We start from the raw sequence: 15,625 nt of genomic DNA, 5'->3' as shown, positions 1-15,625 counted from the left end.
CACGACCACCGTGGGCCGTGCCGAGCCTCAAGGGGTGGAGCGCCCGCCAATCTCCGGGAAACGCTCGTAGGCCCGTTTGAGCGCGTCCAGGTGGGCGGGGTTGTCCAGGTCGAGCGGTGCATCGGTGAGCTGCACAACCCACCCCCCCGACGCCGTGCGCCGTGAGCGCGAGAGCAAGTCCGCGTCGCGGGCGGGGTCCGGAAAGCCGATGGCCCGTGCGGCAGCATCCGACCAGTAGTTCAGCCACCCGAGGTAATAGGGAATCTCTGGCGAGCGGATGTGCTCGAAGAGCTTCAGGGCGGGCAACCCCCGGCGTGGGGACGGCGGCCCTTCAAGCGTAGGTGCTGTCTGATACGCGATGTCCACCGCAGCGTCGTCTGGCGTCGCACGCCCCCATAGCGCACTCGCCCCCTCCGCCACGCCCTCAAGCACAGCCGCCGCTGCCGCGATCACGGGCTCGTCCAGTGGCAGTTTTGCATGCACTTCAAACTGGGCCTGACCGCCTGGGCTGAAGAGTCCCGATCTACCCCTTCCCCAAACCGTCACGGGGTAACTCTCGTCCCCGTTGCACACGAGAGGGAATCCCCCGTCCTCAATCCTTTCTACGAGCCACGCGTCGCGCTGCGGCAATGCGATGGGGCGCCCGCCTTTGGAGAGCCGCCACTCCAGGCGCAAGCCGGGGAGCGCCTTTTCCATTCCGTGGACGCTATCGAGCGCGCGGCTGTCGTTGCACACAAGCGCAGGCGCGTAGACGACGATGCTGAGTCTTTTTCGCGTAGTCATCGTTTGCACCCCGTGACAACGATATTGAAGGTGGGATCCTGCTTGAGCAGCGCGAGTTTGTGCGCGTCGGTGCTCACGCCAATAACGAAGCCATATCCACATGCCGCCGCAGCGTTTCGCTCCTTGTCCAATTGCTTCATTTCCTTCTCGATCTCCTGATCCTGGATAAAGTCAGGGTACGTATCAAATTGATGGGTCTTGATTTCCCACAGCACACGCACGCCGACTTGCAGTGCATCGAAGCTCACGCCGCCCACGAGCACATCCATTCCGGGATAACGGTTAGGCGGAAACTGATCGGCGCACTTGTTATGCGCGTCATCCTTGCCCGCGTGCGGTTCCGGGATGGGTTCGCACCTGTAGCGATCTCGCTCCGTGACTTCGGGTGGCACCAGAGGAGGGAAATCCGGCCCTCTTGGCTCCGGCTTGAGCTTTTTTTCCGGCGAGGGCTCCTGCGGGGCGGGCTTCACTTCAGGCACGGGGCGCGTTTCAGGCACGGGCCTCGTTTCTGGCGCGGGCCTCACTTTCTCGGGATCGCCCCATCTCAGCTCATACGCATCCAAGGCCTCTTTGATGGCGAAGCCCACCACGACAACGCCCGCCACAACTACCGCGCCCACGACGATCTCCGGGGCCGCCAGGACGCAGACCCCGAGCCCCATTGCAGCGGCACCCGCAGAGGCAATCGCGCATCGTCCCGAGATGTCATGAAACTCGATCCGGTCATGGTCGAGGGCCTGATAGCACCGCTCCGCCAGCACGGGCCAAGGCTCGGAAGCCTCTTGGACGGCGCACCGCCCCCCGTCCGTCCAGGGCAGCTTCGCCGCTCGCTGGAGGTTGGCGAGCCTCGGGTCCCGGGCCGCTGGCTCTCTTGGGCTCGGCGCTGACGTAGCGCAGGCTGAGAGAAAGAGCAGCAGTGCGATGCACGCTCGGAAACGTATGGCTACATCCTCCGATCAAGTCAGGACCTGGCGGGTCCTGGTGGGGCTGTTCGGAGTATGCCAGCGCGCCTCGACAGCGGCGGACGAGCACGCGAGGGGGAGCAGAAGGAAGCCGCCCCCATGTTGCGTCTATGTCGCGTGAGAGTGCGGAACGGGCTGGAACGGGGCGGGACTACAAGGGACGCGGCGAGATCTCGACTCCCAATCATTCCGGGCGGTTACGCGGTAAGCCAACTTCACGTCGAGCTCTCCTTCGCGAAGAAGGCCGCTGCTTTTCTCCGTCGGCCTCGCGCACCCAGTTGCGCAGGGCTGACTCGGTGAGGTCCAGGTCCTTGGCGCGTGAGAAATAAATCCCGCGCGGGAAGATGTGGCGCCGGGTTCGTTGAAGGGTGGAGGCCACGGAAGATGGCCCTCCACCAAAGGAACCCGACATGAAGAAGACCCCGAACCGCGGAGGACTGCTCCGCGTGCTCGGCGCGGGGGGCGCCCTGTCCCTCGGCTGGGCCCTGCTGTCCGCCTCTCCCGCCATGGCCGCGAGTCTCGAGGCCAAGATGTTCGCCATCACCCAGTGGACCACCGAGTGCGGCGGTAGCACCCGTAACTCTTGGGATGACATGGCACGCGGCTGGTACGACGAGGTCACCAGCCAGGGCGTGTTCTACAAGGACGGAGCCTACGTCAACGGATCCATGTCCCGCGGCCGCTTCTGCGACCCGGACGCGCCCACCTCCACCTCGTGCCAGGACGACTCGTTCCTGGATGACGCGGACGCGGCCATCATCGCCCTGCACGGCGCCGACAGCGGCAACCACTGGGCTGGCTCCCTGCGCGTGAAGGACTCCAGCGGCCAGTGCTCGCTGGATGCCGCCGAGGGCGCCAGCTCCGACGACCTGTTCGCCGGCGACGTGGACCTGGAGTTCCTCCACCTCTCGTCCTGCTACAGCATGGACGACGACAACATCAACTTCGCCTGGCGCATGTTCCAGGACGGGGACTCGGCGATCAACGGTCAGCGCCTGCACCAGGTGGACGGCTTCCACGGCCTCATGTGGATCAGCTCCGGACGCGTGGATGATTACGAGGACTTCGCCGACGACGCGCACGACGTCTCCATCCGCACCGCCTGGCTGGACAACATGTACGACGACGATGTGAACGGGACCGGCGACGAGCAGTGCCCCGTGGCCCTCGCGGTGGGCACCACTCCCTCGGACGCCCTCAGCCGCCTCCGGGGCGAGCGCTACACCAACATCTACTCGGACCCGGGCGCCATCCACGGCTGGGCCTACGGCTTCTTCGAGGGCTGCGACCCGGCCGGCGAGACGCCCTTCAACGACCCCAACGACTGAGCGCCCACCCTTCGCTTCGGAGATACCACCATGAAGAAGAACATGAACGTGATGATGGGCCTCGTCGCCGCCAGCCTGCTCGGCCCGGCCAGTGCCCTGGCCCAGACGTGCCCCAGCTTCGAGGAGCTCGCGAGGGCCTCCCTGCCCACCGAGGTGGGTGATGCGGCCATCATGGGGCGGCTGCTGTCCGCCTCGGCCACCACGCAGCTCTCCTCCTCCTTCGACGCCACGCTGGCCTCGCGGAGCGTGGGCGACACGCTCGCGGCGGAGACCACCTGCACCTCCACCCGCTGCAACTACCGCAACACCACTGGCTCGGCCCTGAAGGTGGACCTGACGCGCGGCAAGGTGACGTACCTCAACCGCACGCGCAGCGAGCTGGAGCGCACCACCACCCTCTCCGAGGGCGCCGCGTACGAGGCCTCCCTCAGGGCCGCGCAGAGCTTCGGCGTGCCCGCGGGCGAGCTGGACACACAGACTCCCGTCGTCCGCGCCATGCGCTCGTCCACGAAGGACCCCGTCACGGGCCGTGGCACCTCGACGCGCACCGAGATGCACGTGTGGATGAAGCGCCGGGTGCAGGGCTTCCCCGTCTACGGTTCCAAGGTGCACACGGCCGTGGACCCCAACGGGCAGGTGGCCCGCATGCACGTGCGCTGGTCCGACTTCCGGCTGTCGCCGGGCCTGAGGGCCACGGACACCCTGCCCAGGGACAAGGTGTACGAGGAGCTGGTGATGCAACTGCGCGCCAGCAACACCCCCTGCGCCCTGGGTCAGGTGAAGTCCTACATCGCCTATGTGCCGACGCGGCTCGTGGAGGGCGGCGCGGGCCTGGAGGAGGAGCGGACGTACCGCACCGTGAACGTGAGCCAGGACGAGTACATCCCCGCGCTGGTGGTACGCGCCGCCCCCGTCGAGCAGCCCGAGGACTCGGGCCGTCCCGTGGACGCGGGCCAGGAGCTCTTCATCCCGCTACTGGGCGGCGGCGAGCGGTAGTCACGGGTCGTTGAACGAGGAGTGCAAGGGACCGGCCAGGGAGAGACCCTGGCCGGTCCTTCTCGTTTTGAAAGTCATTGCGGCCGCCAGGTTGCACCCTGTCCATTCGGCTTCGCGCCGCCGTGGCAGTCTGCACCGCGTGAGTGAACCCCTGTTCGATGACCTGCTCGGCCTCGCGTGCTTCGCGCGCGTGGTGGAGCTCCGCTCGTTCACCCAGGCCGCGACGGCGCTGGGCGTGTCCAAGTCCGTGGTCAGCGGGCGCGTGGCCCGGCTGGAGTCCCGCGTGGGGGAGCGGTTGCTCATCCGCACCACGCGCAAGCTCACCGTGACGGATGCGGGCATGGAGGTGTATGGCCACTGCGCGCGGATGCTCCAGGAGGCGGGCGCGGCGACTCGCGGGGCTTCCGACGCGGGCCGCGGGACGCTGCGCCTCAACGTGCCCGTCAGTTTCGCGCAGTTGTACCTCGCCGCTCCGCTGGCCCGGTTCCTGGCGTTGCATCCGGACACCACGGTGGAGGTGGTGCTGAGTGACAGACTGGTGGACCTGGTGGAGGAGCGGGTGGACGTGGCGCTGCGGATTACGCGGCTGCGGGACTCCAGCCTCATTGCTCGCAAGCTGGCCACCACGTCGCTGCATGTGTGCGCGGCGCCCGCGTACCTGGCGCGGCGGGGGACTCCCGAGCGGCCGGAGGACCTGATTCATCACGACTGCCTGCGCTACACGCACCTGCGCACCGAGGACGAGTGGCGCTTCTATGGCCCGGAGGGCCGCATCCGCGTGCCGGTGTCCGGGTCGCTGGCCACGGGGAATGGGACCATGCTCCGTGAGGCCGCGGCGCAGGGCATTGGTCTGGCCATGCTGCCGCGCTTCATGGTGGATGCGGACCTGCGCTCGGGGCGGCTCGTCACCGTGCTGGATGACTTCGCTCCCAGGCCGCTGGGCATCTATGCGGTTCATGCGTCCGGGCGCACTCCTGCTCCACGGCTGCGGGCCCTGCTCGATGTGCTGGCGGCGGAGTTCCGTTCCTCGAAGTGGGAGTGATTGTTCTCCTGGGAGAACGATTCGTTCGGGAGCGGCACCTTCCGGACGGGAGGTGGGGACGGCATTCCTTGGGGCGTCCGAGGGGCAATCGTTCCCCTCGCGCTTCCTGGAGTCGCTGTCATGAGCCGCTTCGATGATTTCGCTTCTCAAGAGTTGGGAGCCACCGTGCTTCGCGTCGCCCTGGGCGCGGTGTTCCTCGCGCACGCGGGGGCCAAGGCGTTCATCTTCACCTTCGCGGGCACGGAGCAGTTCTTCGAGGCGCATGGCTTCCCTGGGTGGACCGCGTGGCCCGTATTCCTGGCGGAGTTGCTTGGCGGGCTGGCGCTGGTGGCCGGGTTCAGGACGCGCCTGGTGGCGCTGGGGCTGGTGCCGGTGATGCTTGGCGCGCTCAAGCCGCACCTTGCCAACGGGTGGATGTTCACCAACGCCGGGGGCGGCTGGGAGTACGTCGCCTTCCTCATCCTCGCGCTGGTGACACAGGCGCTGATTGGCGGCGGGGCCTATGCGCTGGGCAGGTCTCCGGCAGGAGTACGTCCCGTTCGACGATGAGCTGATGGACTTCACCGCGGTCGACCCTTCGATGGCCGGGGCCTCCGGCGGTCACGCCCTGGTGACCACGGTCTTCGACCTCACCACCTTCTGGAAGAAGCTCCGCGCCAGTGCGCTGTTCGAGCGCGCGGACACCCTGACCGCCATGCTCTCGTTCGAGTCGGCACCCGAGCCCGAGTCTCGGCTGGTCGGATACGGGCTCGGCGTGATGCGGCTCGAGTCCGAGGGGCCGTCGCCATCGGGCACCTGGGCACCACGGCTGGCTACCAGAGCTTCATGCTCTATGTGCCCGCAACCGACCGGTACATCACGGGGTATATCAACGTGATGGGTGACCTGGCTGCGGTGCTCGAGCCCATCCTGGCCCGCGCGTCACGCCCCTGAACACAACTCGCCCAAAGCCCCGCCCCTACCTTGCGCAGGTAGGTTCTACGTTCCGACGGGGCGGTCCGGGCAACGCATCGGAGGGCCCGCCGGAGTCGGTGCCGTGAAGGCCCATCCGGCAGGCCCGCCGTGGCTCAGCGCTTGAGCTGGAGGATGTAGATGCGGCCGCCGGTGATGGCCAGCTCATCCTTCGTCGACAGCGAGGCATCCGTGGCCGACGGGAGCTCGGCGAAGGTGCGCGCCCAGAGCCTTCGGCCGTTGCTCTGCTGGAAGCGTGTGATGCGCAGCAGGGGATCGGGGCCGCCGCTTCCGCCAGCGACGAGCACCCCTCCCTGGCTGTCCATCTCGACTGCCGCGAACGACTCCTCGGTCTGATGCCCCCAGCGATCCTGGCCCTGGCGTGACAAGGCCAGCACGAATCTGTCCGGATCATCTGGCGGAGCGCTGAAGGTCCGTCCGTTGAAGTGGAACGAGCCGAAGAAGGATCCCACCACGACGACCGTGTTGCCACGCACCGCGAGATCCCTGATGTCGCCCTGGCTCCCTTCGAGCATGCGGGACCACCTGCCCTCGCCAGAGCAGGATACCTTACGAAAGTAGGGCGTGCCGGTGCCGCTGGGGATCTCCGGGAAGCGGATGCCCGCGAAGTAGAAGTTCCCCTGCGAGTCCGCCTTGATGGCGGCCGTGCGGACAACCTCGTCATCGACAAAGACCCAGTCCAGCTTGCCCCGCGGGGAGTACCGGGCGACGAACGCGTGGAAGTCCGCACCAATGATGGGGCCATTGCCGAAGTCGAACTCGGTGACGGGCTCCGTGGTGCCCTCGAGGGTGCCGGTGATGGCGATGTTGTCCTCGTCATCCACCGTGAGTGCCCTGGCCCGGGTAGGCAGCCGGCGCGCCCAGACCGCTCTCCCGTCCTTGTCGAGCTTCAGGAGGTACTCCCCCGACGTCAGGGTGAGGCCGTCCTTGACGAACCGCCCACCGACGACCAGGGAGAGCAGGATGTTGCCCTTGCCGTCAGTCGCCAGCGCGAAGCCGAAGCCGGAGGGAAAGGGGACGGTGTCGGTGGGCTCGATCGGGAGGATGAATGCCCACAACAGGCTCCCCTCGGGTGAGTACTTGGCGAGCCCGCCGATGCGGCCGGACGGGAACGGCGGGCTGACAGGCCCGGTGCCGAAGTCGATGGGACCTCCGACGTCGGTCAGCATCACGATGACGTTGCGGTCCGGATCGTGCGCGATGGCCTGCGTCTCGGCCTCCGAGGTCGCGGAGATCATCCGCACCCACTTCTGCTCCGGAGGCCTCGAGTGGTTCCGGTGCTCCGTGTCACCCGAGAGTCCCGCGATTTCAGAGACCTCCTGCTCCGCGAGAGTTGGCTCCACCTCCCCTGAATCCCGCGGGCCACCACACGCTGCCAGGCTCGCGAGTGCCAGCACGCTCCAGAGGCCCATCCATTGGGCTTGTCGTTTCATGTCTCCCCCTCTACTGGAGCAGAGTCGCCCCAGCATCACGAACGGTGCGCGCTGGGAAGTGCGGCAACCTTTGTTCGTAGGGGAGGTCAGGGCATCCGCGAATGAACAGCCATGGCAGTCCGCCTGCTATCCAGGCTGCTTGCATCAGGTCGATGCGCTTCCATCCGGCGAACATTCCAATCTGCGCGTGGTCGGCGATGTTGCCCATCGAGAGGAACATGCCGTTGCCGTCGAAGCTGGGGAACATAACGGTCTTGGGATCAATCACCTTAAAGGCCTTATTGTCGCCCGTAACCTCGGACTGGACCACGAGCTCTTCGACGCGGTCCGCCAGCTTGCTGGTGTGAAATCTCTCCTGCAAGGCGCGATGCTGCTCACCGTATAACCGACTCATCGATGACGCTGGAGCATCGGACGCAATCGGATTCCCGCCCGTTCGTTCTGGGCGAGGCTGCCGAAGCAGTCTTCCTGTCCGGAGATTCCAGCACATGCGCCTGCGCGCCCTTCCCCTTCTGCTGCTCACCTCGTGTACCGCGGCGACGACCACCGCCGCTCCACCCTCCTCCGCCCCAGCCCCCCCGGCCACCGCTCCCGCGCCCTCGCCCACCACCGTCCAGGCCCGGAAGCTCGACGCGGCCACACCCATGAAGACGGCCTCGAGCACGCCCTTCACCGTGTCCGCCGGGTGGTACGTCACCGAGGAGGATGGCCGTCTGCTGCTCGAGGACCCCGAGCGGCAGCTCCGTCTCACCCTGCTGGAGGTGCCCGGCCCGTCCGCCGAGCATGCTCTCGCCGAGGCCTGGAAGCAGACCCGGCCCGGCTTCGCCCTCCCCGTGATGCACGCGGCCCGCCCGCCCGCGCAGGACGGCTGGGACGAGGTCTTCCAGAACACCTACGAGCCCCCCGCGCAGGAGCTGCGCGTCATCCTCGGCCTCGCGCGGCGCAAGGGTGACACCAACTACGTCATCCTCCTGGATGGTGCCGCCGCCGCCATGGAGCGCCGCGGCGCCCAGGCCAATCAGGTCCTCCTCGGCTTCAAGTCCGCCCGGCTCGACGAGGAGTCCTTCGCCGGCAAGGCCCCGCTGCCCCTCACCCCCGAGCGGCTCCGCTCCTTCGAGTCCTTCCTCGAGCAGGCTCGCGCGACGATGAAGATTCCGGGTGTGGCCGTCGCCGTCGTCCAGGGCAACCGGGTCCTCTACGAGAAGGGCTTCGGGGTGCGGGAGCTCGGCAAGCCGGAGCCCGTGACGCCGCGGACGCTCTTCCTCATCGGCTCCACGAGCAAGTCGCTCACCACGCTGATGATGGCGCGCCTGGTGGACGAGGGCCGCTTCACCTGGAAGACCCCGGCAACCCAGCTCCTGCCCGACTTCTCGCTCGCCGATGCCGAGGTGACGAAGAAGCTCACCGTGCAGAACACCGTGTGCGCGTGCACCGGCATGCCGCGCCAGGACATGGAGATGCTCTTCGAGTACGCGGGCTTCACCGGCGAGCAGCGCATCGCCGAGATGCGCCGGATGAAGCCCACCACGGGCATCGGCGAGACGTACCAGTACAGCAACCCCATGGTGACGGCCGGTGGCTACATGGCCGCGCACGCCGCCGAGCCGAGGCTCCCGCTCGGCCAGGCGTATGACCGCGTGATGCAGACGCGCGTCTTCGATGCGCTCGGCATGAAGTCCACCACCTTCGACTTCGCCCGCGCCGCGAAGCTCGAGCACGCCTCTCCGCACGGGATGACGGCGACGTTCGAATACGCGCCCCTGCCTCTGTCCGTCGAAGAAGCCGTCGTCCCCGTCCGCCCCGCCGGCGGCGCCTGGTCCAACCTCCGGGACATGGAGCGCTACGTGATGCTCGAGCTCTCCAACGGCCGCACACCCGAGGGCCAGCAGCTCGTCTCCGAGGCCAACCTGCTCGCGCGCCGCGAGCCCCAGGTGAAGATGACCAACACGAAGAGCTACGGGCTGGGGCTCATGGTGGGCGAGGACCACGGCGCCCGCCTCATCCAACACGGCGGCAACACGCTGGGCTTCAGCTCGGACATGTTCTTCCTGCCCGATGCCAACGTGGGCGTCGTCCTCCTCACCAACGTCCAGGGTGATGGCCCCTTCCGCAACGCCGTCCGCCGCAAGTTCCTGGAGATCCTCTTCGACGGCCGCGACGAGGCGCGCAATCAGCTCGACTTCACCCTGAAGAACCGGCGCGAGCAGCTCGAGAAGGGGATGACCGACATCCGCGTGAAGCCGGACCTGGAGTGGCTGAAGACGCTGGCCGGCACCTGGCACAACGAGGGCCTCGGGCGCGTCACCCTGCGCGTCGAGGGCTCGGGCGCGGTGTTCGACGCGGGCGAGTGGCGCAGCAGCGTGGGCGAGAAGCAGGAGAAGGACGGCTCGCGCACGCTCATCCTGATGGACCCGCCCCTGGCCGGCTTCGAGCTCCAGGCCAAGCAGGAAGCGGGGGGCACCACGCTCGTGCTCGAGCTGCCCCAGCAGCGCTACGTCTTCGAGAAGCAGGCGGCACAGGCTTCCGGCAAGCCTTGACGTTCCCGTACGCGACGACCCTCACCCCTTGGCTGACCAGGGTGGACAGGCCGCGCTCCCCTCTGGTGCGTGGCAGGGGCCTGGAGCTCTTTTCCGCATGACGGTTCCTCGCGGCTTCGAACGGCGCCCGCCTCCGGGAAGACCGGAGGCGGGGCATGAGGGGCAGGGAGGTCCTGCCTCGCTCACTTCTTCGCTCAGGTCCTCACGACGCCATCGAAGACGCCGTAGCCTCCCGGGATGAAGAAGTCCTTCCCGGGCACCAACCCGTAGGCGCGGAGCACCGTCGCCGCGATGTCCTGCGAGCGCGGCGACCGCGTCACGATGTCCCCGGACTCCTCGACGAGCCTCACCGGAATGCCCATGGGCGAGCCCTCCATCGTCTCGTCGTAGCCGCCGAGCATCTGGTTCCCCTGGATGCCGCCCCCCACCAGGAGGGCACACGTCGCGGGGTGGTGGTCGCTGCCCACCTTGGGGAACGTCCGCCCGAAGTCGCTGTAGACGTAGACGAGCGTCTCATCCAGCAGCGAACGGGACGGGTCCGAGCGGCTCGGAGTCAGGCTCATCTCCAGGCACATGCGCCCCACCATCTCGAACGCGATGCGCAGGTACTGGGCATGCACGATCTGCCCGTTGACGAAGTGGGAGTCGAAGGTGAAGCCTTCGATGCTCGTCCCCCGCAGGGTGACGGTCGACACCAGGTCGGACTTCAGCAACTGGAGCGCGAACGCATAGTCCCCCATCGACTGCATCATGCCGCAGGCATCCGCATAGCCGGTGCAGGCCATCCAGTCCTCGGGATAGGCGGGGTCGGCCTTGAGCTTCTCCCAGGCGGGCGTCTTCTCGAGCACCGACAGCATGTCCCGGCGAATCGTGCGGCTGGCGCCCTTGTACGTGTCGTAGAGCTGCTCCATGTACGCATCCGTGCCAGCGGTGGAGGTGCCGCGCTCGCGCCGCACTGCCTTGAGCAGGGCCGAGTCCACCGCCGTCGCGGGCACCGTGCCGGACATCGGCGTGCCATCGAAGGCGAGATTCGGCTCATCCTTCCGCGCTCGCAGGCCGTTCCACGTGCCGTCACGCCGGTCGGAGAGCGTGGGCTCCACCGTCGCGCTGGAGGAGAGCAGCGTCGGGTTCGCCAGCGCGGGCAGCCCGAGCGCCATGGGCAGCATTCCGCCCAGGGCGACATTGGGCAGGGCCCGGTCCGGGAAGCGTGACGCCATGGCGTTGGCGACGACGGCCTGCACCGCCGGGGCCCGGAAGGTGGAGCCGGCGACACCGGACATGCTCGCGATGAGGCCGCTGGCGTGCGCGGCCGTCCCCTGGTCCGCCCCCACCAGCAGCACCGCCTTCTCGTAGAGCTTGTACTTCGGGTCGGCCCACACGTACCCCTCCGGGCGGTAGATCTGGGCGTTGCCGACGACGGGATTGCTCCCGTTCCTGTCCGCCGGGTTGGCCCAGTTCCAGTAGACGGGCACGCGCAGCTTGCGCGCGGGCCCGGGGGCCAGCAGGTCCACCGGAGAGCGGTCCAGGTGCTCCACCTGCTCGGGGTTGTACCCGTAGGCGTAGTTGCCTCCCTGCGCGGGAGGAATGAACTTCTGGATGCCCGCGCGAGTCATCGGCGCGAAGAAGGACTCCCAATGCAGTCCGCCCACCAGCCAGATGGCCAGCATCTTCGTGGGCCGGCCCGACGCTGACTGCGCCATCGACGTCGGCAGTCCATACCGCGCCAGCAGCCCGACCTGCGCGGCCCCGAAGGCCGCTTGAAAGAGATTGCGACGAGAGAGTTTCATGGGGGCCTCAGTAGAAGATCCAGTGCGGGTGGCGAATGAAGTACGAGCAGGCCCCCACGTAGGCGGGCTCGGTGTCGGTCGGAGTCGCGAGCGGCACGAAGACGTCCGTGTACAGCTCGTCCACCTGCGCGTCGGTGAAGCGCTCCCCCAGGAAGTGGAGAGACCAGCGCTTCAGCGTGGCCTTGACGTCGGCCGGGTTCGCCGTGCGCGCCGCGCCCTTCGGGAACAGCGCCGTGTTGTCCGGCTTGGCGAGGGCCCGCCGGCACCAGCGCTGGGAGACCTGCGTCAGCGTCAGGGCGAAGGTGGGCGCGGGGGTCCGGTCCGCGGAGACCTGGTTCATCACCGAGCCTCCGCCCAGCCCGTGGTAGCGCTCGCCGGAGATGTACTGCCGGGGTGAGGGGATGGCGTCCGGCGACTGGAGCGGGAGGTGGTCCTCGCCCCGGGACTCCGCCATGTCGAAGCCGAACTCCTTGGCATTGACGAAGAAGTCGTCGTACCCCAGCCCGAGCTGCTGGTAGAGCGCGCGCTGAACCTGGTCGGCGCTCATGCGGGTGATGCGCGGGGCGTCGGGGTTCGGCCGGGAGTCGCGCTGCTGCACGCCGATCCCCTTTATCCATGCGCGCACAGCCTCCACGGTGAGCGTCGCGGAGCCTTCCGAGACGAGCTGCGCGTAGGATTTCTGGCCGATGGGCATCTGCTTGAAGGCGCCGGTGCCCCGGCCCTCCAGGAGCTTCACCAGCTCGCTGTCATCGGGGCTGCCCGCCTTCACCAGCCGGGAGTCCGAGACGAGCAGGCTCTGGAAGGCCTCCACCGAGGCGAAGTAGCCGCGCGTGCCCTGCGCGTGACACCCCTCGCAGTGCGGCTTGAGGCCCTCCATGACGCGCAGGGTTTCCGAGGTCGCCGGCGTGCCGCACTGGTCGAGGATGGTGGCCTGAGTCACCTCCGAGCTACAGGAGGCAAGCCAGGGGAGTACGAGGAGCAAAGCGTAGCGGTTCATGTCAGCGCCCCCTCTTGAAGAGGTCCGACTGCGTGAGTGCCTTGACGTACGGCCGGACCTTGCGGCCCCCGGAGATGAAGCGCGCCACCTGGTCCTCCAGGTAGCCCGCCTCCTTCGCCGGGTCGATGTCCCGCCCCATCACCTGCGCGTGCAGGTGGCGCACGACACACCGGTCGAACGAGCCCGAGGCGACGATGAGCTTGGCGAAGCCCAGCGGCCCCACCGTCCCGTCACTCACCTGGCCCAGCAGGTTCTGCTCCGGCGGGAGGAAGTCGATGAAGACGGCCTCCGGGTTCGCCTCGGCCTGGGCCTGCGTGACGGGCGTCAGGAGCGTGTCGGGCATGTACCAGCGGTTCCAATGGCTGAACGGGTCGGAGTGATAGGGGTACTCGCCGGTGCGCCACCGCGCGGGCCAGTGCCACACCGTGCCCACGCCCGGCATCGGGTAGGTCGCACCATGGCCCTCGAACCCGTGCCCTATCTTCGCGTAGCGCTTGAAGTGGATGGCCGCCGGATCCACCCGGCGGTGGCAGTGCTGGCAGGGCCCCTCCGTCCCCGGGTCCCTCCGGTACTCGTTGAACTCCTGTCCCTGCGGCGGGGAGAGCTCCTCGCACGCCAGCATCTCCAGCGCCCGCGCGCCGCGCACGCGCTCGCGGGTGAAGGCGCTGAGGAAGCCGAGGCTGGTGAGCATGCCCGCGGCGGGGATGCCCTTCATGGCCGTGGACTGCGTGCGCGGGTCGTACCGGTAGTCTCGCTCCTCCAGGAAGAAGGGGTTGCGGGCCGGGACGGAGTACTCGCGCCAGGCGGTCGGATCGCCCTGGGAGTGCTCGGGGTCGACCGGCGCGCTGGCGAAGCGCGACGGCCTCCACCAGGAGTCGTCGTCGAGCAGGTACGTCAACTCGCCGGCGAGCCCCTGCATCACGTAGGCGGCCTGCAGGCGCGTGGGCCCCACGGAGTAGCTGCCGAGGATGAGGTCCGTCATCGGCCGGTCGTGCCAGCCGAGGTGCGCGAACAGCCGGGCGGGTTCCTCGGCGACGAGCCGCCGCTGCCCCTGCGGGTTGTGGAGCCCGTAGTCCTCCCAGCCCGGATAGCTTCCCGTGTCGGCGTGGCAGCGCACGGCAGCGGGCCCGCAGCCACAGTTGGCGACCGGGCCCGCGGTGGCGCAGGTCACCGTCACCGGGAAGCCGCTCGCGTCGTAGGTCTGCCCCGTGGCCGCCACGCTCGCCGCGTAACCGACCAGCACCGCCGTCGTGCCCGGCGCCCACCAGGGCTCGATGGAGCGCTCCGCCGCGGGGGTTCCATCCGGCTTCTGGCCCTGACAGGCCTTCTCGTCGCCGCGGAAGTACTTCCAGGCCCCGGCCTTCGGGGTGTCGGCCGCGCACCGGACGAGGGAGCGCTGCTGCTGCAAGCCATACTCCGGCGGATCCGCCGACGGCCCCACGGGCGGGATGTTGAACCAGTCGCGCGCCGTCTCGAACAGCGTCCGGTAGAAGGAGGGCTGCTCGAGCGCCCGGTCCACGAAGGCCGAGACGTAGGCGCGCTGCGCGGCCTCGTCCCCGGCGGCCTCCAGCGCGGCGAACTCCTCGTCCGTCGGAGGCGTTCCCCTCAGCGCCAGCGAGGCACGCCGCAACAGGCGGCTGGGGGCGAGCACGTCGGCCGGCACACCCGCGTTGGAGCCGTCCTTGGGCGGGGGCTCGACGCAGCCAGCGTCCTGGCCACCGGGATTGTCAATGGGAGTCGTCGTGCTGCCGGTGGAGCATCCCAGCCAGAACAGCAGTGGAAGGACCCACAGCAGGGAGTGCGCGCATCGCGCGGCTGCCAGCCATGGAGGGGGGAGCTTTCGGTCGGAGCCGGAAGAAGTTGAAAGACAGGGGTGCATGAGCTGCCCCCGAGCAACTCACATGCCATGGGGCGCTCGCGCGGGCTCTCCTGGGAGCAGGGGCCATGGCACGGGCCCTGAGCCCTGAAGTGGTGGGGGGCCACCCCCACACTCTGTAGCCCGCGCTCCCCACAGTTCCTGCCTCACGCACCCGGGTGACGAAGGCAACGACGTTGCGCCAGGCGCGGATGCGCTCCAGACCCTGTCTGTCGTTCACGAAAACTGTTGGGGATGGAAGAGAGCACCGTAGGATTGCACGCGCATGCTCATTCAATCACTCGTTCGAAACCTTGTCGTCAGTGTGTTGGTTCTGGCCTCAGCCGGCTGCACCGGCTCAAACAATGGAACAGATGACGGCGGAGTTGTCGGGCGAGCCGACGCCGGCACTGACGCGGGGTTCGACGCCGGTGTCAGCGCGTGCGGTCCGGGGCCGGCGCGCCCCGCCTCGCCGACGAAGCTCGCCGCGGCAAGCGTCTCCTCCTTCGAAGTCTCACTGGCGTGGGAGCCATCGCCGGATGCCTCGGTCAAGCGCTACCGCGTGCTGCTGGGCGCGGCGCAGGTCGGACAGGTCGATCGGCCGTCCTTCACTCACCGCCCGGCCGTCCCGGGCGAGACGTACACATACACCGTCACCGCGCTCACCGACGACGGGGGAGAGAGTGTCCCGTCGAACCCGGTGACGGTGACCATCCCGAATCCCCAGCCGGATGCGATCTCCAGGCTGGCGGCGGGACACTGGTACGAGTTCCCGGCTTCGAACCTGCGGGCCGCGGCCCTGAAGCCGACGCCCGACAAGTATCAGTGGCTCGCCTGGGGCGAGGGCATCAGCGGAATCATGAATGACTGGTCGAGCGGTGCCTTGGACACCCAGCGCGACCGGCTCTACATCACCGGCGGCGGCCACAACGG

At 68.3% G+C, this 15,625-nt stretch carries 13 protein-coding genes and 1 pseudogene; 7 read left to right on the top strand and 7 right to left on the bottom strand.

The features are described 5' to 3' along the window. Positions 1–27: 27 nt before the first annotated feature. Both NR810_RS33055 and NR810_RS33050 read right to left on the bottom strand, forming a co-directional pair. On the bottom strand, positions 28–783 hold the full coding sequence (locus NR810_RS33055) for a DUF5953 family protein (protein WP_257458426.1): 756 nt from the start codon (positions 781–783) through the stop codon (positions 28–30). Then, entirely contained in the window at positions 780–1,724 is a 945-nt protein-coding gene (locus NR810_RS33050; protein ID WP_257458452.1) for a DUF6310 domain-containing protein, read from the bottom strand. The genes NR810_RS33055 and NR810_RS33050 overlap by 4 nt, the downstream gene beginning before the upstream one ends. A gap of 431 nt (positions 1,725–2,155) precedes the next feature. On the opposite strand from NR810_RS33050, the gene NR810_RS33045 reads away from it, so the two are divergent. The 5 genes from NR810_RS33045 to NR810_RS33025 all read left to right on the top strand — a co-directional run bounded on the left by NR810_RS33045 (position 2,156) and on the right by NR810_RS33025 (position 5,988). Further along, entirely contained in the window at positions 2,156–3,073 is a 918-nt protein-coding gene (locus NR810_RS33045) for a DUF6345 domain-containing protein (protein WP_257458425.1), read from the top strand. Positions 3,074–3,103: 30 nt separating this feature from the next. Next, a complete protein-coding gene (locus NR810_RS33040; RefSeq protein WP_257458424.1) occupies positions 3,104–4,069 on the top strand; it encodes a hypothetical protein in 966 nt (321 codons plus the stop codon). Positions 4,070–4,208: 139 nt separating this feature from the next. Continuing rightward, a complete protein-coding gene (locus NR810_RS33035; protein ID WP_257458423.1) occupies positions 4,209–5,111 on the top strand; it encodes a LysR family transcriptional regulator in 903 nt (300 codons plus the stop codon). A 120-nt stretch (positions 5,112–5,231) separates the two neighbouring features. Continuing rightward, positions 5,232–5,660: a DoxX family protein gene (locus tag NR810_RS33030; RefSeq protein ID WP_257458422.1), complete on the top strand. Its 429-nt coding sequence runs from the start codon at positions 5,232–5,234 to the stop codon at positions 5,658–5,660. A 4-nt stretch (positions 5,661–5,664) separates the two neighbouring features. Further along, positions 5,665–5,988 carry a hypothetical protein gene (locus NR810_RS33025; protein ID WP_257458421.1) on the top strand — a complete coding sequence of 108 codons (324 nt, stop codon included), beginning with the start codon at positions 5,665–5,667 and terminating at the stop codon, positions 5,986–5,988. Between the two features lie 190 nt (positions 5,989–6,178). Here NR810_RS33025 and NR810_RS33020 read toward each other — a convergent pair whose 3' ends face one another. Further along, positions 6,179–7,516, bottom strand: coding sequence for a hypothetical protein (locus NR810_RS33020; RefSeq protein WP_257458420.1), 1,338 nt, complete (start codon positions 7,514–7,516; stop codon positions 6,179–6,181). A gap of 10 nt (positions 7,517–7,526) precedes the next feature. Then, a complete protein-coding gene (locus tag NR810_RS33015) occupies positions 7,527–7,910 on the bottom strand; it encodes a hypothetical protein (protein WP_257458419.1) in 384 nt (127 codons plus the stop codon). A gap of 94 nt (positions 7,911–8,004) precedes the next feature. Between NR810_RS33015 and NR810_RS33010 the strand changes: the two genes are divergently transcribed. Continuing rightward, positions 8,005–10,053, top strand: coding sequence for a serine hydrolase domain-containing protein (locus tag NR810_RS33010; protein ID WP_257458418.1), 2,049 nt, complete (start codon positions 8,005–8,007; stop codon positions 10,051–10,053). 194 nt (positions 10,054–10,247) lie between these two features. Here NR810_RS33010 and NR810_RS33005 read toward each other — a convergent pair whose 3' ends face one another. The 3 genes from NR810_RS33005 to NR810_RS32995 are packed head-to-tail and all read right to left on the bottom strand — an operon-like array spanning position 10,248 to position 14,500. Beyond that, a complete protein-coding gene (locus NR810_RS33005) occupies positions 10,248–11,840 on the bottom strand; it encodes a DUF1501 domain-containing protein (protein ID WP_257458416.1) in 1,593 nt (530 codons plus the stop codon). Between the two features lie 7 nt (positions 11,841–11,847). Continuing rightward, positions 11,848–12,837, bottom strand: a complete 990-nt coding sequence (locus NR810_RS33000) for a hypothetical protein (protein ID WP_257458415.1) — start codon at positions 12,835–12,837, stop codon at positions 11,848–11,850. Position 12,838: 1 nt separating this feature from the next. Next, positions 12,839–14,500 carry a hypothetical protein gene (locus NR810_RS32995; protein WP_257458414.1) on the bottom strand — a complete coding sequence of 554 codons (1,662 nt, stop codon included), beginning with the start codon at positions 14,498–14,500 and terminating at the stop codon, positions 12,839–12,841. Positions 14,501–14,978: 478 nt separating this feature from the next. Between NR810_RS32995 and NR810_RS52890 the strand changes: the two are divergent. Next, positions 14,979–15,389: pseudogene (locus tag NR810_RS52890) on the top strand (fibronectin type III domain-containing protein); the annotation flags it as partial. Positions 15,390–15,625 lie beyond the last annotated feature (236 nt).

It is taken from the genome of Archangium lipolyticum, assembly GCF_024623785.1.
GTDB classification, from domain to species: Bacteria; Myxococcota; Myxococcia; order Myxococcales; family Myxococcaceae; genus Archangium; species Archangium lipolyticum.
Note: the sequence above shows the minus strand (reverse complement) of the source record. Positions and strands in the feature narration are given on the sequence as shown.

What these genes read in the sequence shown, in the direction of transcription:
- NR810_RS33010 (WP_257458418.1), top strand. Translation starts at nt 8,005, where the DNA reads ATGCGCCTGCGCGCCCTTCCCCTTCTGCTGCTCACCTCGTGTACCGCG.
- NR810_RS33040 (WP_257458424.1), top strand. Translation starts at nt 3,104, where the DNA reads ATGAAGAAGAACATGAACGTGATGATGGGCCTCGTCGCCGCCAGCCTG.
- NR810_RS33005 (WP_257458416.1), bottom strand. Translation starts at nt 11,840, where the DNA reads ATGAAACTCTCTCGTCGCAATCTCTTTCAAGCGGCCTTCGGGGCCGCG.
- NR810_RS33025 (WP_257458421.1), top strand. Translation starts at nt 5,665, where the DNA reads ATGGACTTCACCGCGGTCGACCCTTCGATGGCCGGGGCCTCCGGCGGT.
- NR810_RS33015 (WP_257458419.1), bottom strand. Translation starts at nt 7,910, where the DNA reads ATGAGTCGGTTATACGGTGAGCAGCATCGCGCCTTGCAGGAGAGATTT.
- NR810_RS33000 (WP_257458415.1), bottom strand. Translation starts at nt 12,837, where the DNA reads ATGAACCGCTACGCTTTGCTCCTCGTACTCCCCTGGCTTGCCTCCTGT.
- NR810_RS33055 (WP_257458426.1), bottom strand. Translation starts at nt 783, where the DNA reads ATGACTACGCGAAAAAGACTCAGCATCGTCGTCTACGCGCCTGCGCTT.
- NR810_RS33045 (WP_257458425.1), top strand. Translation starts at nt 2,156, where the DNA reads ATGAAGAAGACCCCGAACCGCGGAGGACTGCTCCGCGTGCTCGGCGCG.
- NR810_RS33030 (WP_257458422.1), top strand. Translation starts at nt 5,232, where the DNA reads ATGAGCCGCTTCGATGATTTCGCTTCTCAAGAGTTGGGAGCCACCGTG.
- NR810_RS33020 (WP_257458420.1), bottom strand. Translation starts at nt 7,516, where the DNA reads ATGAAACGACAAGCCCAATGGATGGGCCTCTGGAGCGTGCTGGCACTC.